Origin of the sequence: Wenjunlia vitaminophila DSM 41686 (assembly GCF_000380165.1) — a bacterium.
Taxonomy (GTDB): domain Bacteria; phylum Actinomycetota; class Actinomycetes; order Streptomycetales; family Streptomycetaceae; genus Wenjunlia; species Wenjunlia vitaminophila.
Map to the genome: position 1 here is coordinate 85637 of NZ_KB904713.1, position 25994 is coordinate 111630.

At 72.6% G+C, this 25994-nt stretch carries 21 protein-coding genes and 1 pseudogene; 14 read left to right on the forward strand and 8 right to left on the reverse strand.

Translation table 11 applies throughout. From position 1 onward, the window contains the following. Positions 1-175: 175 nt before the first annotated feature. Positions 176-1495, reverse strand: coding sequence for a glycoside hydrolase 5 family protein (locus tag A3IG_RS0124360; protein ID WP_244885056.1), 1320 nt, complete (start codon positions 1493-1495; stop codon positions 176-178). A gap of 88 nt (positions 1496-1583) precedes the next feature. Here A3IG_RS0124360 and A3IG_RS0124370 point away from each other — a divergent pair, with 88 nt between their 5' ends. Together A3IG_RS0124370 and A3IG_RS0124375 are read left to right on the forward strand one after the other, a co-directional pair. Next, positions 1584-1907, forward strand: coding sequence for an ArsR/SmtB family transcription factor (locus A3IG_RS0124370; RefSeq protein WP_026220618.1), 324 nt, complete (start codon positions 1584-1586; stop codon positions 1905-1907). Beyond that, entirely contained in the window at positions 1904-2389 is a 486-nt protein-coding gene (locus A3IG_RS0124375; RefSeq protein WP_018386215.1) for an SRPBCC family protein, read from the forward strand. Before A3IG_RS0124370 ends, A3IG_RS0124375 begins: the two co-directional genes overlap by 4 nt. A gap of 114 nt (positions 2390-2503) precedes the next feature. Here A3IG_RS0124375 and A3IG_RS0124380 read toward each other — a convergent pair whose 3' ends face one another. From A3IG_RS0124380 to A3IG_RS0124390, 3 genes are read right to left on the reverse strand one after another with little or no spacing between them, the layout of a single operon-like run. Further along, complete coding sequence (locus A3IG_RS0124380) at positions 2504-4855, reverse strand: ABC transporter permease (protein ID WP_018386216.1); 2352 nt, start codon at positions 4853-4855, stop codon at positions 2504-2506. Continuing rightward, the gene (locus tag A3IG_RS0124385) at positions 4852-5538 is read right to left on the reverse strand and encodes an ABC transporter ATP-binding protein (RefSeq protein ID WP_018386217.1); all 687 of its coding nucleotides are present in this window, start codon (positions 5536-5538) and stop codon (positions 4852-4854) included. The genes A3IG_RS0124380 and A3IG_RS0124385 overlap by 4 nt, the downstream gene beginning before the upstream one ends. Next, positions 5535-6059 carry a PadR family transcriptional regulator gene (locus A3IG_RS0124390; protein ID WP_018386218.1) on the reverse strand — a complete coding sequence of 175 codons (525 nt, stop codon included), beginning with the start codon at positions 6057-6059 and terminating at the stop codon, positions 5535-5537. Before A3IG_RS0124390 ends, A3IG_RS0124385 begins: the two co-directional genes overlap by 4 nt. A gap of 163 nt (positions 6060-6222) precedes the next feature. On the opposite strand from A3IG_RS0124390, the gene A3IG_RS0124395 reads away from it, so the two are divergent. Beyond that, positions 6223-6612, forward strand: coding sequence for a MazG nucleotide pyrophosphohydrolase domain-containing protein (locus A3IG_RS0124395; RefSeq protein ID WP_018386219.1), 390 nt, complete (start codon positions 6223-6225; stop codon positions 6610-6612). Positions 6613-6876: 264 nt separating this feature from the next. Here the strand turns inward: A3IG_RS0124395 and heR are convergent, their stop codons facing one another. Beyond that, complete coding sequence (gene heR / locus A3IG_RS0124400; RefSeq protein WP_201787528.1) at positions 6877-7659, reverse strand: heliorhodopsin HeR; 783 nt, start codon at positions 7657-7659, stop codon at positions 6877-6879. 399 nt (positions 7660-8058) lie between these two features. On the opposite strand from heR, the gene A3IG_RS0124405 reads away from it, so the two are divergent. Next, positions 8059-9000, forward strand: coding sequence for a ferritin family protein (locus A3IG_RS0124405; protein ID WP_201787529.1), 942 nt, complete (start codon positions 8059-8061; stop codon positions 8998-9000). A gap of 59 nt (positions 9001-9059) precedes the next feature. On the opposite strand, the gene A3IG_RS0124410 is transcribed toward A3IG_RS0124405, so the two are convergent. Further along, positions 9060-11420, reverse strand: a complete 2361-nt coding sequence (locus tag A3IG_RS0124410; RefSeq protein ID WP_018386222.1) for a heavy metal translocating P-type ATPase — start codon at positions 11418-11420, stop codon at positions 9060-9062. A 223-nt stretch (positions 11421-11643) separates the two neighbouring features. Here A3IG_RS0124410 and clpB point away from each other — a divergent pair, with 223 nt between their 5' ends. From clpB to A3IG_RS0124425, 3 genes are all read left to right on the forward strand, one after another. Continuing rightward, on the forward strand, positions 11644-14262 hold the full coding sequence (gene clpB / locus A3IG_RS0124415; protein ID WP_018386223.1) for an ATP-dependent chaperone ClpB: 2619 nt from the start codon (positions 11644-11646) through the stop codon (positions 14260-14262). A gap of 40 nt (positions 14263-14302) precedes the next feature. Further along, positions 14303-14890 (forward strand): type III secretion system chaperone family protein, encoded by a 588-nt coding sequence (locus A3IG_RS0124420; protein WP_018386224.1) that lies wholly within the window; start codon positions 14303-14305, stop codon positions 14888-14890. Between the two features lie 222 nt (positions 14891-15112). Then, positions 15113-16351: an NAD(P)/FAD-dependent oxidoreductase gene (locus A3IG_RS0124425; RefSeq protein WP_018386225.1), complete on the forward strand. Its 1239-nt coding sequence runs from the start codon at positions 15113-15115 to the stop codon at positions 16349-16351. On the opposite strand, the gene A3IG_RS0124430 is transcribed toward A3IG_RS0124425, so the two are convergent. Beyond that, entirely contained in the window at positions 16338-17165 is an 828-nt protein-coding gene (locus tag A3IG_RS0124430) for a uracil-DNA glycosylase (RefSeq protein ID WP_018386226.1), read from the reverse strand. The two genes, A3IG_RS0124425 and A3IG_RS0124430, sit on opposite strands and share 14 nt — an antisense overlap. Positions 17166-17339: 174 nt before the next feature. Here A3IG_RS0124430 and A3IG_RS0124435 point away from each other — a divergent pair, with 174 nt between their 5' ends. The 7 genes and pseudogenes from A3IG_RS0124435 (at position 17340) to A3IG_RS0124470 (ending at position 24832) form a co-directional block, all read left to right on the forward strand. Then, complete coding sequence (locus A3IG_RS0124435; RefSeq protein WP_018386227.1) at positions 17340-17720, forward strand: DUF488 domain-containing protein; 381 nt, start codon at positions 17340-17342, stop codon at positions 17718-17720. An 88-nt stretch (positions 17721-17808) separates the two neighbouring features. Further along, positions 17809-18534: a succinate dehydrogenase cytochrome b subunit gene (locus tag A3IG_RS0124440; protein ID WP_018386228.1), complete on the forward strand. Its 726-nt coding sequence runs from the start codon at positions 17809-17811 to the stop codon at positions 18532-18534. 1 nt (position 18535) lies between these two features. Next, positions 18536-20500 (forward strand): fumarate reductase/succinate dehydrogenase flavoprotein subunit, encoded by a 1965-nt coding sequence (locus A3IG_RS0124445; RefSeq protein ID WP_018386229.1) that lies wholly within the window; start codon positions 18536-18538, stop codon positions 20498-20500. Continuing rightward, positions 20497-21246 carry a succinate dehydrogenase/fumarate reductase iron-sulfur subunit gene (locus A3IG_RS0124450; RefSeq protein ID WP_018386230.1) on the forward strand — a complete coding sequence of 250 codons (750 nt, stop codon included), beginning with the start codon at positions 20497-20499 and terminating at the stop codon, positions 21244-21246. The genes A3IG_RS0124445 and A3IG_RS0124450 overlap by 4 nt, the downstream gene beginning before the upstream one ends. Positions 21247-21478: 232 nt before the next feature. Then, a complete protein-coding gene (locus A3IG_RS0124455; RefSeq protein WP_018386231.1) occupies positions 21479-22582 on the forward strand; it encodes an NADH:flavin oxidoreductase/NADH oxidase in 1104 nt (367 codons plus the stop codon). Positions 22583-22723: 141 nt separating this feature from the next. After that, positions 22724-23052, forward strand: a pseudogene (locus tag A3IG_RS31135) (cupin domain-containing protein). Positions 23053-23884: 832 nt separating this feature from the next. Then, positions 23885-24832: a hypothetical protein gene (locus A3IG_RS0124470; protein ID WP_018386233.1), complete on the forward strand. Its 948-nt coding sequence runs from the start codon at positions 23885-23887 to the stop codon at positions 24830-24832. Between the two features lie 211 nt (positions 24833-25043). On the opposite strand, the gene A3IG_RS0124475 is transcribed toward A3IG_RS0124470, so the two are convergent. Continuing rightward, positions 25044-25907: a DUF3592 domain-containing protein gene (locus A3IG_RS0124475; RefSeq protein ID WP_018386234.1), complete on the reverse strand. Its 864-nt coding sequence runs from the start codon at positions 25905-25907 to the stop codon at positions 25044-25046. Between the last annotated feature and the right edge of the window lie 87 nt (positions 25908-25994).

The window sequence follows — 25994 nt, forward strand, 5'->3', positions numbered from 1 at the left end:
GGTGGTTGTCTCCCAGGACTCGTCCAAGATCAGACCCATGGTTGGGGGTATATCAGGAACCGACTGCTCCATGTGAGTGGCTTCACAAACCCCGCCGGAGATTTCTGGATAACCGTTTCCAGTTGACCGGCCGGACCGGACCGGACCGGATCGAGGCGGCGGCGCCGCGGCGCGGTCAGCGGGTGTCGGACGGGTGGAGCAGTTCGGTGATGCCCCGTGCCGCGAGGTGGTCGGGGTCGTGGGCGCGGCCGGCGAGGACCACGGCGGGGCGCAGCCCCCGGGAGGCGAGGCGCATCCAGGCGTCGAAGTACTCCCCGCCTGGGGCGCAGACCGAGCGCCGGGGCGCGGTGTCCTCGTCACCCGCGTCCAACACCAGCGCGGTGGAGCGGTGGACCGGCCGGGGCGGCTCCTGCCGCAGCCGGGCGACGACGTCGGCGACGGCCCGCCCGGCCGGCTTGACCTCGCGATCGGCGGTGAGCAGGCCGAGCCCGTACTCCAGCTCCGGGAAGTCGGCGAGGGAACGGGACACGTCGTGCGAGCACCACCAGGTGATGCCGTACAGGTCGGCACAGGTCAGGGCGTTGGCGATGGTGGCCTCGGTGAACGCGGCGGCGTGCTCGGCCGGGACCAGCGGGGCCGGGGCGCCGACCTCCTGCAACCACACCGGCCGGCGCGGGTCCAGCGCCCACGCCTTGGACAGTTCCAGCAGGTACTCGGCGAGGTGGACCGTCCCGGTGCCGTCGTGGCCGTGGCGTTGGGCGGCACCGTTGAACACCCACGAGTGCACGGTGGTCATCCGGCCGACCCTGGAGGCGTGTGCGGGGGTGAAGGGGTGCCCGTCCTGGAACCAGACGGCGTCGTACTCGGAGTGGGTGTGGTTCCGTCCGGGGGCGGCGCGCTCGCAAGCGGCCAGCAGTTGGTCGAGCCACGCCCCGGCCTCGGTGTGGGTGCACGGGTCGGGGTCGGGGTGCGGCCGGTCGGAGAACTGGTTCACCTCGTTGCCGAGGGTGAGCCCGAGGAAGTTCGGCCGGTCCGCGAGGGACACGGCCAGCGTCTCCAGGTAGTGGACCTCGCCCTGGACCGCCTCCGGATCGGTGAACATGTTGCGGCGGTGCCAGGTGCGCAGCCAGGACGGCACGAAGTCGAAGCTGGACAGGTGGCCCTGGAGCGCGTCGACGGCCACGTCGAGGCCGCACTCGGCAGCCGCGTCCACCATCTGCCCCAGTTGTTCGACGGCGCGGGGCCGAACGAGGGCGCGGTTGGGCTGGAAGACCGGCCAGAGGGCGAACACCCGGACGTGGTCGAGGCCGAGCGCGGCCAGGGAGTCCAGGTCCCGGCGGACCTCGTCGAGGTCGAAGTCGAGCCAGTGGTGGAACCACCCCCTGGTCGGGGTGTAGTTGGCGCCGAGGCGGACGGGCTGGGCGGGGGTGTGGGGCACGGTGTGGCTGCTTTCCTGCGGGGGCGGGTGGGAACGGGCGCTGACTGCCCCGGCCATCGTCGTCCCGATGGTCGTCCCGGTCGAGAAGTAGGAGTGCGGCGAGGGGAATTGACGGCCCCTAATGGTAAGTTGATACTTACGGTTCGTGGGGACTTACCAAGAGGGGTTGGGTGCGCTGGGTGACCCGACCCGCCGAGCGATCTTCGAACGTCTGGGTCGAGGGCCGTGTGCGGTGGGCGAGTTGGCGGCGGAGCTGCCGGTGAGCAGGCCGGCGGTGTCACAGCACCTCAAGGTTCTCGTCCGGGTGGGGCTGGTCACCTGTGAGGCGGTCGGGACGCGGCGCGTGTACCGGCTCGATCCTCAGGGCGTGGACGCCCTACGGACGTACTTCGAACATTTCTGGACACAGGCGCTCACCGGCTTCTCTCAGGCTGTCGAAGCGCCGCCACGGGAGGACAACGACACGTGAACGAGTACGTGCAGGGGAAGGACGTCCGGGTCCAGGTCACCGTCGGCGCCCCGGTGGAACGCGCGTTCCAGGTGTTCACCGAGCAGGCCCACCGTTGGTGGCCCGCCCCCTACAGGATCGGTGCGGGTGGGGAGCGGACCGACCTGGTGATCGAGCCGAAGCCCGGTGGACGCTGGTACGAGGTCACCGACGACGGCGCGGAATGCGCCTGGGGCACCGTCCTGGAATGGGACGCCCCGCACCACCTGGCACTGTCGTGGGCGATCACCCCCGCCTTCCGTCCCGAGACGGACGGGGCGAAGGCCAGCCGGGTGGACGTCGCCTTCACCGCCGACGGGCCCAACCGCACGGTGGTCACGCTGGTCCACTCCGGGCTGGAGCGGCACGGGTCGGGCTGGGAGCAGGCCCGCGACGCCCTGGCGGCCGACGGAGCCTGGCCCGGTGTGTTGGGCTCCTACGCCGCGGTCACCGATGCCGTCTGAGAGCGAATCGCGCCGTCGAGCCGCGTCGGGGTGAACCGGCGCGGCTCGACGGCGCTCGGCGCCTTCCTCCGGGAGCGGGAGGCCCCCGTGGTCGGCAACGGGGAGCCGCCGCCGTTACTCGGTGCGCAGGCCGTCCGGGCGGGTCATCCGCAACAGGGGCGGGATGCTGAGGGCGGTCACCGCCAGGACCACGCCCGCGCCCACGGCCGTCATGGTCAGCACGCCGGACCAGTCCACGGTGACCGGCACGGCCACCATCCGCAGCAGGACCCCGCCCAGGACCAGGCCCACCGCGGACGCCAGGAGGAGACCGAGAGCGACGGGGACGGCGGTCTGCCACAGCACCGAGAGCCCCAGGGTGCGCCGTCGGGTGCCGAACGCCACCAGCGTGGACAGCAGTTTCCTGCGTTCGCGGAGCTGCTCGAGCTGAGTGACCAGCAGGCTGGCGCCGATGAGCGCCAGGACGCAGGCCGCGCCGACGAAGAGGCCGGTCCTGATGGACGCGAACTCCTCCACCTCGGTGGATTCGGTGAGGGTGATGGTGGTGGTCAGGGGGTCGAGCCTTGCCGCCGAGTTGCGCACCAGGTCCACCGCGTCGGGCACCGAGGTGTCGAGCTGCACCCAGGCCTGGGCCCGGGCGTCGGCGACGACCTCACGTGGGAGCGCGCTCGGGGTGGCCAGGATCCCACCGTTCTCCCAACCGGTCGGGTCGGGACGTGGCCCGGCCTTCTTCGCGGTGAGCGGCAGCCGCCAGGGAACCGCAGCGCTGTCGTCCTCGCCGTACCCGGGGTCGGCGTAGAACATCCGGCCGGGGCGGGCGATGCGGGGGGTGTCCGCATAGTTCTCGGCCCCGTGGACGACGAACACGTCGCCGTCCGAACAGGAGGGCAGCCGGGCCACCTCCCGCAGCGCGGAGCAGCCCCCGATGGTCAGGTCCACCACGTCCTCGGAGTTACCACGCCGGCCCCCGAGGGAGGAGACGGACACCACCGTGGCCCGGCGCACGCCTTCGCTCCGGGCCACCTGACGGTCCACCTGGTCGACAGAGACTCCCTGCCGCACGTAGATCTGTACCTGGGCGCGCGTCAGGTCGCTGTCCGACTCGACGGTGTAGTCGCCCTCGACGCCGGTGAACAGCATCTGGAGGGCGATGGCGCTGGCCACCGCGACCGCGACGCCGTTGACCATGCGGGCCGCCGTACCGCTGTTCAACTGGAGCCTGCGGACGGCGAGCTGCCAGGACACGCCGCCCGAGCCGAGACGGGTCACCACCGCCTCGACGATCCAGGGCAACAGCGCCGTGACGCCGACCAGCAGCAGCACGGTGCCGCCGATCACCAACTCCTCGTTGAACTCGCCGTTGTCGTGGCCCTGTCCGACCATCGGGTACAGCAGGGCGAGGCCACCGAGCGGGAGGAGCAGCCGCCACCACAACCGGCGCCGCGTCGGTCTGGTGGAGCGGACGACCCCGAGCGGTTCGACCACCACGCCCCGCAGGGCCATCAGGGTCACCGCGACCGAGGCTGCGGGCACGGCGAGCGCCACCAGGGCGGCCAGGGTCCAACTGGGGTCGAGGTCGTGAGGGAAGATGCTCTGCCCGTACACCTCGACGCGGCCCGCGAGCGTGCGGCCCCAGGCGAAGAACAGGGCGCCGGCGAACAGGCCGAGCACGGCGCCGACCAGGGCCTCGCCGGCGGCGATCCGCCGCGTCATGGACCGGTCCGCGCCGACCAGGCGCAGCGCGGCGAGCCGGCGGTCCCGGCGCTCCCCGCCGAACCGCACGGCCGTGGCGACGAAGACCCCCACCGGTGTCAGCAGCGCCACGACGACGACCACCACCAGCAGGAGCAGCACCGGGTCGAGCCCGTCGCCGTGGTACGGGCCGTACGGGTGGAAGGCGGTGATGCGCTGCACCCCGTTCTGGCCCGCCTCGATCTCGTCGCTTCCCGCGTAGTAGGCGAGCTCGTTGGGGCTGGTCAGGCCGGCGTCGCCGACGGTCCCAGAGATCCGGTACGGCAACCGGTCCCGCAGCAGTTCGCCCTCGTCGGACTCCAGCAGCCCCTTCAGGGACGGGGAGACGACCATCTCGCCCGGCGCGGGGAAGTCGCTGACGCCGGGCGGCAGCGGGGGGCGGGGCCCGTCGGACCGCAGCAACCTGCCACGGATGTCGTGGTCGCGGTAGGTGGTGCTGATCTCGGCGATGAGCAGGGCGCGCGTCGCCGCGTCCCCGTGTGTCTCGGTGGCCTGGGTGTAACCCAGATCGCCGCGTGCCCGTTCCCGGTCGTCCCGCGCCGACAGGGCGTTCGGTATCGCGGTGGTGAGTAGCAACAGCGCCACCCCGAGGCCCACGCCGACTCCGGTCAGCAGCAGGCGCACCCAGCTCTCACGTCCGCCGGTGACGGCCAGCCGGGCGCCGAGTGTCAGGTCCCGCGCCCAGCTCCTCGCGTTGGTCCTCGCCGGTGTCATGCCACCCGCTCCAGGTCACGGGACCTGCCGTCGCGCACCACGACCTCGCGGTCGGAGTAGGCCGCGACCCGGGCCTCGTGGGTGACCAGGACCACCGCGGCGCCGGTCGAGCGGGAAGCCTCGGTCAGCAGGTGCATGACGCGTTCGCCGTTGAGGGAGTCCAGGGCGCCGGTGGGCTCGTCGGCGAAGACCACACGCGGCTCGGTCGCCAGGGCACGGGCCACGGCGACGCGTTGGCCCTGGCCGCCCGAGATCTCGCCGGGGCGCTTGTTCCGCACGTCATCGACCTCGAGCTGTTCCAGCCGGGCCAGGGCGGCGCGCTCGGCCGCCCTGCGGCCGGTGCCGTTGAGGCGCAGCGGCAGTGCGACGTTCTCCAGGCAGGTCAGTTCGGGCACGAGCTGGCCGAACTGGAAGACGAACCCGAACTCGCCGCGCCGCAGGGCGCTGCGCCGCGAGTCGCTCATGGCCGACAGTTCGCGACCGTCGTAGACGATGGTTCCCGCGTCGGGCGTCACGATGCCGGCGAGGCAGTGCAGCAGCGTGGACTTGCCCGAACCGGACGGGCCCATGACGGCGACCACCTCGCCGGGCCGGATGGAGAAGTCGGCGCCGTCGAGCGCCGGCGTCGGCCCGTACGTCTTGCGTAGGCCCGTGGCGACGAGCAGGGGGCCGGTGGGCTTCATCGGCGCACCTCCGTGGCGAGCCTGTCGAGCCGCGCGGCGGTCAGCTCCAGCCAACGCAGGTCGGCTTCGAGGTGGAACAGGGCGTGGTCGCAGATGAGTTGGTCGGCGAGGTCGCCCTGTTGCTTGCGCCTGGTGAGGACGCGCATCGCGCTCAGGTGCTCGGCCCGCTGGGTGTCGAGGACGTCGCTGGCGTCCCGACCGGTGAGCAGGGCGAGGACGACCTTGGTGTAGAGCGTGGAGTGCAGGTACTGGTCCGGCTTCTCCGGGGTGGCGAGCCACTGTTGGACGTCTGAGACACCGGCGTCGGTGATCGCGTACCGCTTGCGTTCCGGGCCGCCTCCGGGCTCGATGGCCTCCACCTCGACGAGGCCGTTCTTCAGCAGGCGGGACATGGTCGAGTAGACCTGCCCGTAGTGCAGTGGGCGGTCGTGCCCGAACCTCTGGTCGAAGGAGCGCTTGAGGTCGTACCCGTGCCGGGGGCCGGACTCCAGGAGCCCGAGGAGCGTGTGACTGATGGACATGCGAGACGACTATACATGCGGTGTATACGTGGCGTGTATACATGCCGCGCATACCCGCTCCGGGACCTGTCGGGGGCGTCTGGCCCCGGCTGCTGGAACCCTTGTCCCTCGGTGGCGCGGACCGGCGCCACCGAGGGAACCGTCGATCGTCGCCGGAGGAACCGTGGACATCCGTTCCGCGCAGCAGCTCGCCTGGGAGAACAAGCTCGACAAGGGGTTCAACGTCACCGACGTCGCCGTCGAGTTCGGCCTGCTCACCGCGGAGGTGGGGGAGGCGTTCACGGCCTGGCGCAAGGGACTGCCCGACTTCGGCGAGGAGTTGGCGGACGTCTTCCTCTACCTCGTCGCGGTGGCGCAGATGAACGGCATCGACCTCCAGGGCGAGGTCGAACGCAAGATCGCCAAGAACCGGGACCGGGTGTACGTGCGGGACGCGCGGGGGGTGCTGCACCGGGTGGAGGGTCCGCCCGCGGGGGCCGGCCCGGGGGAAGGGGCCCCGGGCGGCGACGGCCCCCAGCCCGCCGGCCGCGGTGGGCGGCGGGGCGAGGGGTGACCCCCGGCGTCAGGCCGCGCCGTCCCTCGGGCCGTCCGCCGGTGCCGACGTCCCGGGACGGCCCCCCGAGCGCCGCCGCCTCCTTCGCGGGCCCGAGCGGTTGACCGCTGGCGCCCCCCGGGCGGCCAGCGGCCCGAGCGCGTCGTTGAGGCGCACGCCGTCCTCGGTCAGCGGGTGCTCGACGCGGGGCGGCACCTCATCGTGGGAGACGCGGCGCACGGCCGGCCGGTGACGGTGTAGGCGTGCACGGACCTAGGGGGAGGTTCAGTCAGCCAGCGAGCCGGTGAAGATCTGCCACGCCAGGAGTGACTTCGCCGCGAGGCTGAGGACCAGGTAGGACTTCTCGCCGTATGCGTAGTCGGACCACCGGCCGACTCCGCGGTACTGGAGCCACTGGTTGACACCGAAGCTGAAGAAGAGAACGGCCTGGACGAGAACGATTCCGTACACGAAGCCGGGGACGGTCCTGGCCGCGACGATGTTGTACGCGATGGAGACCCACGGCGTGACGCCGACCAGCGTCCCGAACCAGAACGGCAGCATCCTGGTCCTCGCCCGCCCCGGCGGGTTCATCACCTCCTCGACCCAGCCGAAGAGAATCATCCCGACGTTGGCGCCGACGACGGCGATGACGGCATTGAGGCTGGTGACGCCCGCGTAGAAGCCGATGAGGAGCACCATCAGGGTCGCGCTCAGCGCGTACTCCAGCCACCGGAAACGGTTGATGCCACGTCTGAGGTCGCGCTCGTAGACGCGGCGGCACACCGTCGCCGTCAGCAGGTGGTCCACTGCGGCGAGGACGAGGAACACGGCGACGGCCCAGCCGATCGGCACGTCGAACAACGCCTCCGGGGCGGGCGCTGTCGTTCCCGGTGGCCCCTCGGGGACGGATGAGGTGATGGTGATCGAGAAGCTTCCGGCGAGCAGGACGACGGCCACGGCCTGGAGCAGGTGCAGCAGCGTGAGCCCCAGGTTCCACCTGCGGAGCCCAGCGAGGCGCTCGGCGGTGACACCGGTGGCCACCGATGTGCCGCCCTCTCGCTTCACAGTTCCTCCCCGGTGGCCGGCGCCGCGGTACGTCAGCATGGTGGTACCCGTCCGGCCGGGAGCCACGGCAGTCACGCCACCGCCCCGCCGGAAAGTCGCCCGAGTGGCGCCCGGGAATCCGCCGGGCCGGTCGCGTTCGTAGCGGCGTGTGACCAGGCCGGTGGCCCGGTCCAGGTGGGTGGGGCGGGCCAGGCGACCCGCCGGGCGCCGGGCCGCACGCCCCTGGCCGGGGGCGCCCGAACGGCGTAGTCCGATGACCCGGACGCCACACGGAGTCGTTTCCTTTCGGGGGGTTCTCCCGTGGTGCGCCGTCGCGGTCACGGAGCGGACGGCGGGGGGGTTGCAGCATGGGCTGCCGTCTACACCCCCCCCGTGACGCCTTCGTGAAAGGAACCCCCCATGGCTTCTCCCCTGCGGCGCGCGGTGACGTCCGCCGGACTGGCCCTCGCCACGGTCCTCGTGACCGCGCCGCTCGCCCAAGCCGGCGCCCAGCAGCCCTGGGCGCCGTTGGCCCTGAGCACGGTCCAGGACACGCGGGCCGCGATGCGCGGCGAGGCGTTCGCCCACGCGTCGTACACGCTCTTCGCGGTCCAGGCCCGCCACGAGGACCAGGACGCCGCGGCCACGCTGTTCCGCTCCACGGCCGCGACGGAGCTGAACGAGCACTTCACCGAGGAGGGCGAACTCATCGACTTCGTCGGCAGCGACGAGTCCAACATCCGGCAGGCCATCGAGGGGGAGCGCCACGAGGCCGCCACCATGTACCCGAGCTTCGCCGAGGAGGCACGGGAGGACGGTGACACCAAGGCCGCCGAACTGTTCACCGAGCTCGCCGCGGACGAGGACCAGCACCGCAAGCTGCTGACGACGGCGTTGAAGGCGTTGACCACGGGAACGGTGGACGTCCCGGCGCCGCCGACGGTGGACCCGGTAAAGGTCCGCGCGGGGCTCCCGAAGGTCTCGTCCGCGCGCACCCGGCACAACCTGGACGAGGCCATGCACGGGGAGGCGCTGGCGAACGCCGCCTACACCCTGTACGCCCGGCACGCCGAGCTGAAGGGCCAGCACAAGCTGGCCGAGCTGTTCCGCGGGCTGGCCAAGGTGGAGCTGCGCGAACACTTCGCGGGTGAGGCCAAGCTGGCCGGACTCGTCTCGCGCACGGCGAACAACCTGCGCGCCAGCATCGCCGGGGAACGCTACGAGGCGAAGGTGATGTACCCGGCCTTCGCCGCCCGGGCCCGTGCCGCCGGTGACGTCAAGGCGGCCGACCTGTTCGCCGAGATCGCCGGTGACGAGGCCAGGCACGCCGCGGCCTTCAAGGAGGCCCTGGAGGACCTCTGACGCCACGGGGCGCCGGTTCCGGTCCGGTCGGTTGGCCGGGCCGGTTCCCCGGCCCCCGGTCAGGGGGCGAGGGAGAAGTAGCTCTCCTCCTCCTGGGTGAAGTGCAGGCGCAGCACGGCGTGCAGGCCGTACAGGCAGGCCCGCAGGTCGTCGAGCTGTTCGGGGCGGGGCGCGGCTTCCTGGCCGGGCCCCGCCCGTTCGTCGGCCAGGGCGAGGTGGGTGCTGATCCGCTGGGCGAGCCGTTCGATCTCGCTGTGCGTCCGGCTCATGGTGGCGGTGGCCTCGGTCCCGCCGAGTGCCGCGGCGAGCGCCGGGTACAGTTCCCTCTCCTCCGCGCGCTCGTGCGGCAGCAGGCGTTCCGTGAGCAACGTCTGGGCGTCGTGCACCGCGGCCAGGGCCGCCGGCCCGGGGTCGGCGGAGAGCAGGTCGGCGGCCTTCCGCACCGCCTCGAGGACTTCCCGCAGCTCGGCGTGTTCGGCGGCGAAGCGGCGCAGCAGATCCTCGGTGTCGGGGGCCACCACGGTCCGGGTCCCCCGGTCCGGGCGCAGGGCCCGCAGGGCGTTGAGGATGACGGTGACGTCGATGCCCTCCTGGAGCAGGGCGCCGGGCGCGGGGGGCAGCAGGCCCAGTGCGGCGGCGGCCATCGCGGCGGTGGACATCAGCATGCCGCCCAGGGCGCTCTGCACGGCGATGCGCCGGGCCCGGGCGGCGATGGTCACCGCCTCGGCGAGCCGATCGACCCGGTCGGTGGTCAGCACCACGTCGGCGGCCTCGGACGAGGCGCTGGAGCCGTGTGCGCCCATGGCCACGCCGATGTCGGCGACGGCCAGCGCCGGGGCGTCGTTCACGCCGTCACCCGTCATGATCGTCACCGCGCGTTCCCGTTCGGCCCGCACCGCCGCCACCTTCTGGGCGGGGGTCTGCTCGGCGTACACGCCGTCGAGGCCGAGGACCGCGGCCACCTCGCGGGCCGGCTCGGCCCGGTCCCCGGTGAGCATCAGCAGTCGCTCGATGCCGGCGGCGCGCAGCCGGCGCAGGGTCCGTGGCGCGTCGGCGCGCAACGGGTCGCGCAGCAGCACGGCGCCGGTGAGGGTTCCGTCGAGAGTCAGCCAGACCACGGCGGCGTTGTCCAGCCTCGCCCGGTTCTCCGCGGCGCGCGCCCAGGTGGGCAGGGCCTCCTCGGCGTCCCGCTTGCCGACCGTGACCCGGTGCCCGTCCACCGTGCCGGTGGCCCCGCGGCCCGGCTCCTCGGTCACGTCCACCGGCCGCGTCAGCTCCATCCCCCTGTGGTGCGCCTCGTCCACCAGGGCGCGGGCCAGGACGTGCGGGGAGTACTGGTCCAGGGAGGCGGCGAACCGCAGGACGTCGGGTACCGGGCGCCCAGGCGCGGCGACGACGTCGGTCACCCGCGGCCGGCCCGTGGTGAGCGTGCCCGTCTTGTCCAGCACGACGGTGCGGGCGTGCCCGAGGCGTTCCAGGGCGCCTCCGTCCCGCACCACGACGCCCTGCCGGGAGGCCCTGGCCAGCCCCGAGACGATGGCCACCGGTGCGGCCAGGAGCAGCGGGCAGGGCGTCGCGACCACCAGCACGGCGACCCCGCGGACCGGGGAGCTGCTGGCGAGCCAGGCCGCCGCCGCCACGGCGAGGGTGAGCGGGACGAACCAGGCCGCGTACCGGTCGGCGAGGCGGACGACGGGGGCGCTGGTGGCGCTGGCCTGCTGCGCCAGGCGCACGATCTCGGCGTAGGTGCTGTCCCGTTCCGTGGCGGTGGCCAGGAGCTCGAACGCGCCGCCCGCGTTGAGCACCCCGCTGCGCACCCGTTCGTCCCGCGGCAGCTCGGTCTGCCGCGGCTCGCCGGTGAGCGCCGACTCGTCCAGCACGGCGGTGGCGCTGGCCACCCGTCCGTCCACGGGCACCACCTCCCCGGGGCCGATCACCAGCAGGTCCCCGGGGGCCACCTGGTCCAGGGGAACGACCCGCACCTGCTCGCCTTCCCGGCGGCGGGCCGAGCGCGGCACCCGTTCCAGCAGGGCGCGCAGGTCACGTGACGCCCGGCGTTCGGCAGCCGACTCCAGCCACCTCCCGGTGGCCAGCATCAACCCCACCAGCGCCCCGGCCAGGTACTCCCGCACGGCCAGGGTGCCGGCGAGCGCCAGCACCGCGATCAGGTCCACCCCGGTGTGGCCGTGGACCAGTTCCCTGACCACCCACCACAGGGCGGGCCCGAGGGCGGCCACGGTGCCGACGGCCCAGAACACGTCGGCGAGCAGGGTGGCCCCGGTCAGCCAGGCGATCCCACCGGCGACCAGGGCACCGCCGGTCACCAGGGTCAGGGCCGGTGCCGCGCCGTGTCGAAGCAGGGCGGTGAGCGCGTGACGGTACCGCATCCGTGACGCGTCGGGCTCCTGGGGCCGGACCATGTCGTTCCCTCCGGTCGGTGGTCGGCGGCCGGGAACTCCCGGTCCGGCCGGTCCACTCCCGGTACCCGGTGACGGGCCGTGGCCGACGCCCGACTCACCCGGACGGGTGTCGGTGGGGCGGGACAACGAGCGGGGGCGGTGTTCCCGGTGGCAGTGACAGAACCATAGTTGAGTGAGTTAGACTCAACTAGACTGCGCGTGAGGACAGGAGGTTCCGAGTCACGTGGACGCCGAGCTGACCAACAAGAGCCGTGAGGCCATCAACCTCGCCACGTCGCGGGCTGTCTCCGCCGGGCACCCGGACCTCAGCCCCGCCCATCTGCTGCTCGCCCTGCTCGAACAGGGCGACAACGAGAACATCCAGGACCTGCTGGTGGACGTCGGTGCCGACCCCGCGGAGGTGCGCGCCGGCACCGAGCACGTCCTCGCCGGGCTCCCCAGGGCCCAGGGGGCGACCGTCGGACCGCCGCAGCCCTCCCGGGACCTGCTCGCCGTGCTCACCGAGGCCGGCAGGCGCGCCAAGGACCTGGGCGACCAGTACCTGTCCACCGAGCACCTGCTGATCGCGCTCGCCGCCAAGGGCGGCCCGGTGGCCGACCTGCTCGCCCGGCACGGCGCCCGGCCCAAGCGGTTGGACTCCTCGTTCCGGGCGCGGCGCGGGGAGTCCCGGATCACCAGCCCGGACCCGGAGACCACCTACAAGGCGCTGGAGAAGTACGGCACCGACTTCACCGCCGCCGCCCGCACTGGCAGGCTCGACCCGGTGATCGGCCGCGACCAGGAGATCCGCCGGGTGGTGCAGGTGCTCTCCCGGCGCACCAAGAACAACCCCGTGCTCATCGGGGAGCCGGGCGTCGGCAAGACCGCCGTGGTGGAGGGGCTCGCCCAGCGCATCGTCAAGGGCGACGTCCCCGAGTCCCTGCGGAACAAGCGCCTGGTCGCCCTCGACCTCGGGGCGATGGTGGCCGGCGCCAAGTACCGCGGCGAGTTCGAGGAGCGGCTCAAGGCGGTGCTCAACGAGATCAAGGCCAGCGAGGGCCGGATCATCACCTTCATCGACGAGCTGCACACCGTGGTGGGCGCGGGCGCCGGCGGTGACTCGGCGATGGACGCCGGCAACATGCTCAAGCCCATGCTCGCCCGCGGCGAGCTGCGCATGGTCGGCGCCACCACCCTCGACGAGTACCGCGAACGCATCGAGAAGGACCCGGCGCTCGAGCGGCGGTTCCAGCAGGTGCTGGTCGCCGAGCCCAATGTGCCGGACACCATCGCGATCCTGCGCGGCCTCAAGGGCCGTTACGAGGCGCACCACAAGGTGCAGATCGCCGACTCGGCGCTGGTGGCCGCCGCCACCATGTCCCACCGTTACATCACCTCCAGGTTCCTCCCGGACAAGGCCATCGACCTGGTGGACGAGGCCGCCTCACGGCTCCGGATGGAGATCGACTCCTCCCCGGTGGAGATCGACGAGCTGCAGCGCGCCGTGGACCGGCTGCGGATGGAGGAGATGGCGATCGCCAACGACTCCGACCCGTTCGCCAAGGAGCGCCTGGAGCGGCTGCGCAAGGACCTCGCCAACCGGGAGGAGGAGCTGCGCAGCCTCACCGCCCGCTGGGAGCAGGAGAAGAGCAACCTCAACCGGGTGGGCGCGGTCAAGGAGCGCCTCGACGAACTCACCGTGCAGCTCGAGCTCGCCGAGGACGCCGGGAACCTGGAGGAGGCGTCGAGGCTGCGTTACGCGGAGATCCCCGCGGCCGAACGCGAGCTGGCGGAGGCGGCCAGGGTCGAGGCCGACGCCGAGGGGCGGCCCACCATGGTCAAGGAGGAGGTCGGCCCCGACGACATCGCCGACGTGGTGGCCTCGTGGACCGGCATCCCGGCAGGCCGGCTCCTCCAGGGGGAGACGGCGAAGCTGCTGCGGATGGAGGACGAGCTCGGTCGCCGGCTGATCGGACAGCGCGAGGCGGTCCGGGCGGTCTCCGACGCGGTGCGCCGCTCCCGCGCGGGGATCGCCGACCCGGACCGGCCCACCGGCTCGTTCCTGTTCCTCGGCCCCACCGGGGTGGGCAAGACGGAGCTGGCCAAGGCGCTCGCCGACTTCCTCTTCGACGACGAGCGGGCCATGGTCAGGATCGACATGAGCGAGTACGGGGAGAAGCACAGCGTCGCCCGTCTCGTCGGTGCCCCGCCCGGGTACGTCGGTTACGAGGAGGGCGGGCAGCTCACCGAGGCGGTGCGCCGCCGGCCCTACAGCGTGGTCCTCCTCGACGAGGTGGAGAAGGCGCACCCGGAGGTCTTCGACGTCCTCCTGCAGGTCCTCGACGACGGCCGGCTGACCGACGGGCAGGGCCGCACCGTGGACTTCCGCAACACGCTGCTCATCCTCACCTCCAACCTCGGTTCCCAGCACCTGATCGACCTGACCCTGAGCGAGGAGGAGAAGCGGGAAGAGGTCCTCGAGGTGGTCCGCAGCTCGTTCAAACCCGAGTTCCTGAACCGGCTGGACGAGGTCGTGGTGTTCTCCGCGCTGAACAAGGAGCAGCTCGCCCGGATCGCCGAGTTGCAACTGGCCCGGCTCACCCGGCGCCTCGCCGACCGCAGGTTGGAGCTGGAGGTAACCCCGGCCGCGCTGGAGTGGCTGGCGGACGAGGGCAACGACCCGGCGTACGGCGCCCGGCCGCTGCGCCGCCTGGTGCAGACCGCGATCGGGGACCGGTTGGCCAGGTCGCTGTTGTCCGGGGAGATCAGGGACGGCGACACGGTGCTGGTGGACCGGTCGGGCGACGGGCTCACGGTCTCCTCGACGGGCGAACGGCCGGGGCTTGCACGTTCCGGGCAGTGATGAGGGAGGATGGCCGGGTCCACAGAAGGGAAAACCCACAGTGAGCATCGACCCGTCCGCGATTCCCAACTTCGGTGGCCAGCAGCGGCCGACCCCGCAATCGGCGCCCGGCGGCTCGCCGGTGGTCAATCCCGACCAGGACCTGGTCAAACAGTTGCTTGACCAGATGGAGCTGAAGTACCTCGTCGATGACGAGGGTGACCTGGCGGCGCCCTGGGAGAACTTCCGCGTCTACTTCATGTTCCGTGGGGAGAACAAGGAGCTGTACGCGGTGCGGACCTTCTACGACCGCGCCTACCCGCTGGACGACAAGCCCCGTCTGCTCGAGGTCATCGACGAGTGGAACAGGGACACCCTGTGGCCGAAGGTCTACACCCACACCCATGACGACGGGGTGGTGCGGCTGATCGGCGAGGCGCAGATGGTCCTGGCCGGCGGGGTGAACCTGGAGCACTTCGTCTCCAGCACCGCGAGCTGGGTCCAGGCCGCGATCGGCTTCGACCAGTGGCTGACCGAGCGCCTCGGCCCCGCCGAGGGCAAGGCCGCGGAGGCGGCCGAGGAGGCCCAGGCCGAGGCCGGGGACCAGGAGGGCGAGCAGGCCGGCGGCGAGCGGACCGACGAGGGCTGAGGCCCGGGGCACCGAACGCACGAGCACCGGCGGGGCCGGTCCTGGAGGGAACTCCCGGACCGGCCCCGCCGGCGTGTGGGGGGCCGGTCGGCCACCAGCCGCCGGGCCCCCGCCGGACGAGCGGCGTTTGTCCGTCACGCCCCGGGTTACCCAACTGCCCGACGGCCCGCGACCGGCCCACACCGGGGCCGGTGGCGCGCGACCGCACAGGGAGTAGGAGCGATGACGCAGCTAGAACCGACGTTCGTGGTCGTGGGAGCGAGCCTGGCCGGGGCCAAGGCGGCGGAGGAGCTGCGGGAACGCGGTTTCGACGGTCCCGTGGTGCTCATCGGGGACGAGGACGAGCCCCCGTACGAGCGACCACCGCTGTCCAAGGGCTACCTGCGGGACAGGCAGCGGCGCGACGAGGCGTTCGTCCACGACCTGCAGTGGTACGCCGACCACGGGATCGAGCTGCGCCTGGGAGCCGCGGTCACGGCCATCGACCGGGACCGGCGCGAGGTCGTCGTCCAGGACGGGGAACGGATCGGCTACACCAGGCTGCTGCTGACCACCGGGGCCTCCCCGCGACGGCTGCCGGTCCCCGGAGCCGACCTCGACGGCGTGCTGTACCTGCGGCGCCTCGGCGACTGCGAGGCCATCAAGGAGGTCTTCCGGACCTGCTCCCGCGTCGCCCTGGTCGGCGGGGGCTGGATCGGCCTGGAGGTGGCCGCCGCCGCCCGCGAGGCGGGCCTGGAGGTGGCGGTGCTCGAGGCCGGGGAACTCCCGCTGCTGAACGTCCTGGGCCCCCGGGTGGCCCGGGTCTTCGCCGACCTGCACCGCGAGCACGGCGTGGACCTGAGGCCGGGGGTGCGGGTCACCGGGATCGCGGCGGAGGGCGGGCGGGCCGTCGGGGTGGAGCTGGCCGACGGCTCCCGTGTCGCCGCGGACGCCGTGGTGGTCGGCGTCGGCGCCGTTCCCAACACGGCCCTGGCCCTCGACGCGGGACTCCAGGTGGACAACGGCATCGTGGTGGACGCCGCGCTGCGCACCTCCGACCCCGACATCCACGCGGCGGGGGACGTGGCCAACGCCTTCCACCCCGCGCTGGGCAGGGCCGTCCGGGTGGAGCACTGGGCCAACGCCGTCCACCAGCCCGTGGTCGCCGCCCGGTCGATGCTCGGCGAGTCCGCGTCCTACGAACGGGTGCCGTACTTCTTCACCGACCAGTACGACCTGGGCATGGAGTACGCCGGCCACGTCGAGCCCGGGCACCTGGACGACCTGGTGGTCCGCGGGGACCTCGCCGCCCGGGAGTTCGTCGCCTTCTGGATGGCGCAGGACCGGGTACTCGCCGGCATGAACGTGAACGTGTGGGACGTCAACGACTCGATCCAGCGGCTCGTGCGTTCGGGGGCGCGGGTGGACCGTGACCGGCTCGCCGACCCGCACACCCCCCTGGAGCAGGTCACCGCCCGGTGACGTCGCCCCCGTCCGTCCCTCCCGGCAGCCCGGCGACGGCGGCACCGCGCCGCAGGACCTCGCGCAGCATGGCGGGGGTGAGCCGGCCGGTGAAGGTGTTGCGCTGGCTCGGGTGGTAGCAGCCGAGCAGGTGGACCTGCCGGTTGCCGGTGTCGGAAAGCAGCGCGTGCGCGCCGTGCCCGAAGGCCGGGCGCGGACGCGGGAGCTGCCACCCGGCGTCGTGCAGCACGGGCAGCAGCGCCTGCCAGGCGAACCCGCCGAGCACGACGATCGCCCGCAGGGTGGGGCGCAGCAGCTCCAGCTCCCGGGCGAGCCACGGCCGGCAGGTGTCCCGCTCCCCGGTGGTGGGCCGGTTGGCCGGGGGAGCGCAGTGCACCGGGACGGTGATCCGCACACCGCGCAGCGCCATCCCGTCGTCGCGTCGGGTGGCGGTGGGCTGGGAGGCCAGCCCCACGGCGTGCAGGGCGGGGTAGAGGACGTCACCGGAGGGGTCCCCGGTGAAGATGCGCCCCGTGCGGTTGCCGCCGTGCGCGGCCGGGGCCAGCCCCACGACCGCGAGGGCGGCGTCCGACGGCCCGAAACCGGACACCGGCCTGGCCCAGTAGGTCCAGTCCTGGTAGGCCTTGCGCTTGCTGTGGCCGACCTCCTCCCGCCAGGCCACGAGGCGCGGACAGGCACGGCAGGTGGTGACCGCCTCGTCCAGCGCGGGCACCGTCCTCGTCCGGGACGCGGTCACCGCGGGGAAGCGCTGCTCCCCCGGCGTGGCGGACGTCGGAGGGCGGCGCCGGCCGTCACCGGATGGGTCGCCGCGCATCCCGGTCCTCCTCCACCAGTGGCCGCGGGAGTGTGAGTGTGGTACCCGCCCGACCGTCAAAAAAGGACATGAGCGTCCAGTCTTCCTAAAATGGCGGTACCGAAACAGTCATTCCAACATGGACACAACGGTCGGTGGTCGACAGACCCCGACCAGCCATGGGGAAGGGGTGTCATGGCCAAGCAGGTCACCTGCCACCGAGTCTATGAGGAGACCTCCCCCAGGGACGGCAAGCGCGTGCTCGTCGATCGGGTCTGGCCCCGCGGCATGCGCAAGGAGGACGCCCACCTCGACGAATGGCTGCGGGACGTCGCCCCCTCCACGGAGCTGCGTCGTTGGTACGCCCACGAACCCTCCCGCTTCGCCGAGTTCCGCCGCCGTTACCTCGCCGAGCTGCGCGACCCCGCGCACCGGGAGGCGGCCGGGCACCTGCGCGACCTCGCCGCCCACACCAGGCTCACCCTCCTGACCGCCACCAGGGACGTCCAGCACAGCCAGGCCGCCGTCCTGGCGGAGTGGCTCAACGGCGACGGGGCCGGCCGGGCCCGGCGCTGACTGTCCGCTCGGGCGATTTCCGGGGGTGCCCCTCCCGGGCCGGGCGTGTCCGGTCCCCTCCTCGTCGGGCCCGGGCGATGCTGGTGGGGTGACCACCGCCAACCCCACCAGGAGCGGCCCCCGCGCGCGGGCCGCCCGCTCCACGGTGGCGTTGAAGGCGGTCATGGCCGTGACCGGCCTGATCATGGTGCTGTTCCTGCTGGCACACATGTACGGCAACCTCAAGCTCTTCGAGGGCTGGACCGCCTTCGACGACTACGCGCACCACCTGCGCACCATGGGCGAGCCCTACCTGCCCTACGGCGGTGGGCTGTGGATCATCCGGGTGGTGCTCCTGGCCAGCGTCGGCGCCCACATCTGGGCGGCGGCGGTCCTGTGGGCGCGGTCCCGCCGGGCCACCGGGGGCCGGGGCGGGGGGCGCTACGAGAGCCCCCGGGCGCGTCGCGGCGTCCAGCGCAGCTACGCGTCGTTCACCATGCGCTGGGGCGGGGTGACGGTGGCGCTCTTCGTCGCGTACCACCTGCTCCACCTGACCAGCAACACGATCCACCCGGGCGGTGCCTCGTCGAGCCCCTACGAGCGGACCGTGAACGGCTTCGAGATCTGGTGGGTCGTGGTGAGCTACACGGCGGCCATGCTCGCGATCGGCCTCCACCTGCGGCACGGGTTCTGGAGTTCGTTCGCGACGCTGGGAGCTAACACCTCCCTGCGTCGGCGGCAGCAGCTCAACGCCTGGGCGGTGGTGGTGGCGCTCGTGATCACCATCGGGTTCCTGGTGCCGCCGTACGCGGTGCTCCTCGGATGGGTGGGCTGACGTGCACCCGCCCGCAGCCGCCCGGTTCCCGGACCTGTTCTCCGTGGGGGAGCCCATCGCCGACACCAGGGCGCCGTCCGGCCCGATCAGCGAACGGTGGGACGACCGCAGGTTCGGCGCGAGGCTGGTGAACCCGGCCAACCGCCGCAGGCTGTCCGTGATCGTCGTCGGCACGGGTCTCGCCGGGAGCTCCGCGGCGGCCACGCTGGGGGAGGCCGGGTACCGGGTCGAGGTCTTCTGCTACCAGGACAGCCCCCGCCGCGCGCACAGCATCGCGGCTCAGGGCGGGATCAACGCGGCGAAGAACTACCGCAACGACGGGGACAGCGTGCACCGGCTGTTCTACGACACGGTCAAGGGCGGCGACTTCCGCGCCCGGGAGTCGAACGTCCACCGGCTCGCACAGGTGAGCGTGGACATCATCGACCAGTGCGTGGCCCAGGGGGTGCCGTTCGCCCGCGAGTACGGCGGGCTGCTGGACAACCGCTCGTTCGGTGGCGTGCAGGTCTCGCGCACCTTCTACGCCCGGGGGCAGACCGGCCAGCAGCTCCTGCTCGGCGCCTACCAGGCGCTGGAACGTCAGGTCGCCGCGGGCACCGTGCTGGTGCACCCGCGGCACGAGATGCTCGACCTCGTCGTCGCCGAGGGCCGCGCCCGCGGTGTGGTCGTCCGCGACCTGGTCAGCGGGGCCGTCACGGCGCGCTTCGCCGACGCCGTCGTGCTCGCCTCGGGCGGCTACGGCAACGCCTACTTCCTGTCCACCAACGCGGTGGGCTGCAACGCCACCGCGATCTGGCGGGCCCACCGCAGGGGTGCGCTGTTCGCCAACCCGTCGTTCACGCAGATCCACCCGACGTGCATCCCGGTCAGCGGTGAGCACCAGTCCAAGCTGACCCTGATGAGCGAGTCGCTGCGCAACGACGGCCGGATCTGGGTACCCACGCACGCCGGCGACCACCGCGCCCCCCGCCAGGTCCCCGAGGCCGAGCGCGACTACTACCTGGAGCGCCGGTACCCGGCGTTCGGGAACCTGGTCCCCCGCGACGTCGCCTCGCGCGCCGCGAAGAACGTCTGCGACCAGGGGCGCGGCGTCGGCCCGGGCGGCCTCGGCGTCTACCTGGACTTCGCCGACGCGATCGAACGGTGGGGCCGCCCCGTCATCGAGGAGCGGTACGGCAACTTGTTCGACATGTACCGCCAGATCACCGACGAGGACCCGTACGCGGTACCGATGCGCATCTACCCGGCCGTCCACTACACGATGGGCGGCCTGTGGGTGGACTACGACCTGCAGAGCACGGTCCCGGGCCTCTTCGTCATCGGCGAGGCCAACTTCTCCGACCACGGCGCCAACCGGCTCGGCGCGAGCGCGCTGATGCAGGGCCTGGCAGACGGCTACTTCGTCCTGCCGAACACCCTCGCCGACTACCTCGCCGTGGGACCGTTCGAGGAGGTGGACCAGACCCACCCGGCGGCCAGGGAGGCGTTGGGGGACGTCCACGACCGGCTGCGCAGGTTGCTGTCGGCCCGGGGGCGGCGCACCGTGGACTCCTTCCACAAGGAGCTCGGCAGCCTCCTGTGGGACCACTGCGGTATGGAACGCTCCGGGCAGAACCTGATCGGCACGCTGGGGGCGGTCCGGGAGCTGCGGGCCGCCTACTGGAACGACGTCAGGGTCCCCGGCGCCGACCAGGAGCTGAACCTCTCGCTGGAGCGGGCCGGCCGGGTCGCCGACTTCTTCGAACTCGCCGAGCTGATGTGCGTCGACGCGCTGCACCGGGAGGAGTCCTGCGGCTGCCACTTCCGGGTCGAGCACCAGACCGAGGACGGTGAGGCGCTGCGGGACGACGAACGGTTCGCCTACGTCGCCGCCTGGGAGCACCGGGGCGAGGGCCAGCCCCCCGTGCTCCACCGGGAGGAGCTCGTCTTCGAGTACGTCCGGCCGGTGCGAAGGAGCTACCGGTGAACGTCACGCTCCGCGTCTGGCGGCAGGAGAACGGGGACCACGCGGGGAGGATGGTCACCTACCCGGTGGACGGTGTCTCCCCCGACATGTCGTTCCTCGAGGTGCTCGACGTGCTCAACGAGCGGCTCACCCTGGCGGGCGAGGACCCGGTCGCGTTCGACAGCGACTGCCGCGAGGGCATCTGCGGCAGCTGCGGGCTGGTGATCAACGGCGTCGCGCACGGACCGAAGGAGCTCGTCACCGCCTGCCAACTCCCCATGCGCACCTTCGCCGACGGCGAGGTGATCGAGGTCGAGCCGTGGCGGGCGGGCCCCTTCCCGGTGATCAAGGACCTCGTCGTTGACCGCGGTGCCCTCGACCGGATCATCCAGGCCGGCGGCTACATCAGCAGCCCCACCGGGACGGCCCCCGAGGCCCACAGCGTGCTGGTGCCCAAACGGGACGCCGACGCCGCGTTCGACGCCGCCACCTGCATCGGCTGCGGCGCCTGCGTCGCGGCGTGCCCGAACGGCTCGGCAGCGCTCTTCCTCGGCGCCAAGATCACCCATCTGGGTCTGCTCCCGCAGGGCCAGCCGGAGCGACGCAGCCGCGCCCTGGGCATGATCGGGCAGCACGACGCCGAGGGGTTCGGCGGCTGCACCCAGATCGGTGAGTGCACCGCGGTGTGTCCCAAGGGCATCCAGATGCATGTGATCTCCCGCTACCACCGGGACGTCCTCGGCGCGCTCCGGCACCGCGACACCTAGGCACGGGGTCCGCCCAGCCACGGGGTCCGCCCAGGCACGTGATCCGCGGGCTTCGGGTCGCCTCACCCGACTGCTTCCCAGAGACATAGCGCGGACGCAATAGCCAGCGCTTGCAATAATAAGTACCTGCAATTATTTTTGTACGTGGCAAAGCGCACCTGCAAGCAACTCGTCCGTGTCGCCAGTCCCGCCCAGCGCCAGACGACGCTGGCCCTCCCACCAGGAGTCCGACGTGAGCACCACCCTCTTCACCCCGTACGCCGTCAGGTCACTGACCATCCCCAACCGCATCTGGATGGCGGCGATGTGCCAGTACAGCGCCGCGCCGGACGGCGACGCGGCCGGCGTGGCAACGGACTGGCACTTCGCCCACCTCGCGGCACGCGCCACCGGCGGCGCGGGGTTGATCATCACGGAGGCCACAGCCGTCAGCCCCGAGGGCCGCATCAGCCCCTATGACCTCGGCATCTGGAACGACACCCAGGTGGCGGCCCTCCAGCGCATCACCTCATTCCTGGAGGCGCAGGGCGTCGTTCCCGGCATCCAGCTCGCCCACGCCGGCCGCAAGGCGTCCACCGAGCGCACCTGGATCGACCGCGGACGCCGGATCGCCCCGGAGGAACCCCACGGCTGGAGGCCGGTCGCCCCCAGCGCCATCCCCTTCGACCCGGCGTCGACCACACCGGACGAACTCACCGGGGAGCAGATAGGCGAGATCGTCCAGCAGTTCGCCGACGCCGCCCGACGCGCGATCGAAGCCGGCTTCCGGGTCGTCGAGATCCACGGCGCCCACGGCTACCTGATCCACGAGTTCCTCTCCCCCCACAGCAACCACCGCACCGACGCCTACGGCGGCTCCTTCGAGGGCCGCACCCGCTTCGCCCTGGAGGTCGTGGACGCCGTCCGCGCGGTGTGGCCCGAGGGACTGCCCGTCTTCTTCCGCGTCTCCGCGACCGACTGGCTCACGGAGAACCCGGAGGACGACCGCGAGGGCTGGACGTCACGGGACACCGTTCGGCTGGCCAAGGAACTCCACGCCCACGGCGTGGACCTGTTGGACGTCTCCACCGGTGGCGTCGCCCCCGACGCCAAGATCCAGACCGGTCCCGGCTACCAGGTGCCCTTCGCCGAGTCCGTGCGCAACGAGACCGACATGCCCGTGGCGACCGTCGGCCTGATCACCGACGCCGTCCAGGCCCAGGACATCCTGGCCTCCGGCAAGGCGGACGCCGTCCTCCTGGGCCGCGAACTGCTGCGCAACCCGTACTGGCCGCGCCACGCAGCCGCCGTGCTCGGCGGCCAGGTCCCCACCCCCGTCCAGTACCACCTGGCCTGAGGCCCGTCTGCCGAATCCCGCCCGCGTCGCCACGCCGAGCACGGCCCGCGTCGCCACGCCGAGCGCGGCCCGGGACGCCGGCCGTGCGCCGTCCCCGTCCCGTGCGACCCAGGGCCGGCCCGGCGGTGGCAGACTCGGGCCATGCGAATTTCCCTCGACGACCGGGTGCGCGACCAGGTGGAGCGGGCGAAGGAGTCCCCGTCTGGCAGGAGCGCCGAAAGCGTGTACGGCGGCCACGACAACGTGCTGCGGCAGACCCTCGTCGCGTTGCGCGCCGGCGCCTCCCTGGCCGAGCACGAGAGCCCCGGCGAGGCGACGCTGCTGGTGCTGCGCGGACGGGTGCGGCTGAACAGCGGCGACACCTCGTCGGAGGGGACGACCGGGGACCTCCTCGTGGTGCCCTCGGCCCGGCACAGCCTGGACGCGGTGAGGACGCCGCCGTCCTGCTGACGGTGGCCAAGGCCCGGTGACCCGAAGGCCGTTGCCGCCCGGGCCGCGGCGCTCGGCGACCTGCGCGTCACACTCCGGGACGCGCCCGACACGACGCTGACCAGCGCCGCGTACGCGGAGCGCACCGAGGAGAACGCGAGAACCGTGGCGCGCCCCTTCCCCGCGCCGACGAAGCACGGCGAGGGAGTCCTGGTCGCTGCTGCCGACCCCGCCCGAGGTCTTTGCGTGGGTGCGGCACCTGGACCCGGAGGAGGCGCGCGCGTTCACCGTGGAGCTGCTCGACGCGTTGTCAGACGCGGCCGAACTCGGCGGTGGGAAAGCCGTACACCGAGCTCTGGTGTCCTGGAGGGCGACGGCCCGCATCAACGCAGACCCAGAGCAGCTCAAGGCGGTGTCGCGTCCCCTGGACGGTGAGGACCCGGGCCCTGTCGAGGGGACGCAACGCCCGTCGAGGCGGGCGAGCGAGCCCGAAGCAGGGGCGACCGGGTCGATGTCCCGCCCCTGAGCGGGTGGACCCCTGGGGCCAGGGGGCCGCGACGGGCTGGGAGGGGCCGTGCCGAGGCGCGTCAGCGAACGCCCGCCGTCGCCCGAGGCGCTGCCCACCGCCCCACCCTCCCGTGACCACGGGAACCGTCAGCACCATTCGGGGGAGCCGCGCGACGCAGGACACCGAACGGGCATTCGGACGAGCAGGTGACCCCAACCCCACTGTCACACCTTCGGACAACCCGCCCCAGAGTCGGGAAAATCGGCGGGCTGTGCGTGGTAGGTTCTGTGACCATCCCACTTCAAAGAGTGACCCCGGCAGCGTGCAACCGCCCCGGGGCCTGGCACAAGGACCACTTCTTCCTCATGCACATTCATCGTAGCGCGCACAGCAGCGGCTTCACCGTACTGCCCAACACTCTGCTCCAGGACCGACGCCTTTCCTACACCGCCCGGGGCCTGCTCGTGGATCTCCTGTCCCGGCCCGACGGCTGGTCAGAGGACGGCCGGCACATGGCCGACACCAGCCCGCAGGGCCGTCTCACGGTCGCCAAGGCCCTGCGCGAGCTGAGGGACCTCGGTTATTACCGGGTTGACAAGGTCCGTCGCGGCGACGGCACCTTCCTCAGCGAGGCCCACGCCTACGACGTTCCGCAGGCGGCACCGGATCTCACCCGTCCGGGTCCCGGTGCGCCGATCCCTGATGACCCTGGCGCCAAACCCGTAAAGAACCGTGAGAAAGAACCCTCCCTCCCCGGCCAGCGCACCAGCCTTCCCGAGCCGCGCGGGCTCGCGGCGTGGACGGGCGGGGGGAAGGAGCCCCCCACGGCCAAGACGCTCCCGGCTCACCCCAGCCGTCCGACCGACGGCGTTCCCCAGGAGGCCGTCGCCACCCTGTTCCGGGTGCTTCGCCCAGAGCCGCGCCTACGGCTCGGCACGGTCGAGGCCCTCGCCCTCGCGCCGCTGGTCCGCCCGTGGCTGGAGCGCGGCTACGGCCAACGTGACCTTGCCGAAGCCCTGCTCGGTGGGCTGCCCGAGCGCGTCCACTGCGCCCCGGCGTTGCTGCGTGACCGCCTGACACGCAAGCTCCCCCCGGCCCGGCTGCCCTCCGCGCCGGCCAAGCCGCGCTGGCACGAGTGCGGCAGATGCGCACGACCGATCCCGCACGAGGGCATCTGCCGTGCCTGCGCGGGCCTGGGCGACCGGCCCGACGACGGCGCGGACAGAGCCCGGGTGGCCGCACGGGGCCGGGCCAAGGTCCGTGCCGCCCTGCTGGCGGACCGTTCCGGGCTCCGAACCGCCAGCAGAGCCTGACCCCGCCCAACGGCCCACCAGCTCCGCCTCGGGCCACCCCCAACCAGCCCAACGGGACGCGGAACGCGTTAGCTGTCCAGGTCGAACTGCGCGAACACCCCCGGTCCACACGCACATGGAGGTCCGCGGAACGTGAGCGGTCCCGTGTCCCTGGGGCACAACTCGCCTGATCCCATGCCGTCCTGGGCCTCACCGGCACCCTTCCCGGACCTCAGACGAGCACCACCCCCGCCACGGTCGTCGCCGCGAGCGCGACGATCACCAGGACGTTGAACACCACGTCCTGGTTCTGCGAGCGGTGTTCGGCCGCGCGGTCCAGCGTGAAGTCGGCCGGATCGGCGGGCGCGTAGTGGACCGTGACGTCACGGCCGTACGCGCCGGCCGGGTCCGGGAGGTTCGACGTGCAGTGGGCCGTGACGGCCACGCCCCCGCGCGTCGTGAACGACACCACCGGGGTGATCGTGGTCCAGGTGCCGCCGTCGTCCTCGTCGACGCGCACGTCCTGCAGGACCGCGACGACCCGTCCCCGCACGCTCTCCATCGCGGCCAGCCTCGCGACGCGGCCGTTCTTGGCACGTACCGTCTCGGGCAGGTACGCGGCGGCGTAGACCGCCCACGGCCCGCCGAAGCCGATCAGCGCCCACGGCCACCCCCACTCGAGCGCGGCGAGGACCACCAGCCCGACGTAGACCAGGAAGACCGCGAAACTCGGCCAGCCCAGCCCACGACTTGGCTCCTCGGGGACGTTGGAGAACTGGTAGGCGTGCGGCCTGCCCCGCGGGTGGCTGACCCCGATCTCCCGGCCCTCCCACGCCGCGGTGATCATCTCGCCGCGCTCACCGTCGTTCGTCACGGTGACCTCCTGCCCGGAGGCCGGGTCGTGGTAGGAGACGACCACCGATATCCCGCCGCTGCGGGACCCGCCGTGCCGGGGCTCCCGCACCCGCACGATCCGCCCCGTGAGCCGGACCGTCCGCTGCGCCCTGGTCACCCCGGCCAGCGCCATGCCATACCCGGCCAGCGCCACCACACCCCACACCGCGCACCACAGCACCACTGCCTCGTCCCACCCCATGCGCCCTCCTCCTGCCGACCCGGTCAACCGCCGCTGCGGCGGAGCACACTGCCGTGCCTGTCCGCCTCCAGCGTCGCCGTGCTGCCC

Bases quoted from the DNA above. Each gene is read 5' to 3' on its own strand.
- A3IG_RS0124360 (WP_244885056.1), bottom strand. From the start codon at position 1,495: ATGGCCGGGGCAGTCAGCGCCCGTTCCCACCCGCCCCCGCAGGAAAGC.
- A3IG_RS0124380 (WP_018386216.1), bottom strand. From the start codon at position 4,855: ATGACACCGGCGAGGACCAACGCGAGGAGCTGGGCGCGGGACCTGACA.
- A3IG_RS0124385 (WP_018386217.1), bottom strand. From the start codon at position 5,538: ATGAAGCCCACCGGCCCCCTGCTCGTCGCCACGGGCCTACGCAAGACG.
- A3IG_RS0124390 (WP_018386218.1), bottom strand. From the start codon at position 6,059: ATGTCCATCAGTCACACGCTCCTCGGGCTCCTGGAGTCCGGCCCCCGG.
- A3IG_RS0124405 (WP_201787529.1), top strand. From the start codon at position 8,059: ATGGCTTCTCCCCTGCGGCGCGCGGTGACGTCCGCCGGACTGGCCCTC.
- A3IG_RS0124410 (WP_018386222.1), bottom strand. From the start codon at position 11,420: ATGGTCCGGCCCCAGGAGCCCGACGCGTCACGGATGCGGTACCGTCAC.
- A3IG_RS0124425 (WP_018386225.1), top strand. From the start codon at position 15,113: ATGACGCAGCTAGAACCGACGTTCGTGGTCGTGGGAGCGAGCCTGGCC.
- A3IG_RS0124430 (WP_018386226.1), bottom strand. From the start codon at position 17,165: ATGCGCGGCGACCCATCCGGTGACGGCCGGCGCCGCCCTCCGACGTCC.
- A3IG_RS0124435 (WP_018386227.1), top strand. From the start codon at position 17,340: ATGGCCAAGCAGGTCACCTGCCACCGAGTCTATGAGGAGACCTCCCCC.
- A3IG_RS0124470 (WP_018386233.1), top strand. From the start codon at position 23,885: ATGCACATTCATCGTAGCGCGCACAGCAGCGGCTTCACCGTACTGCCC.
- A3IG_RS0124475 (WP_018386234.1), bottom strand. From the start codon at position 25,907: ATGGGGTGGGACGAGGCAGTGGTGCTGTGGTGCGCGGTGTGGGGTGTG.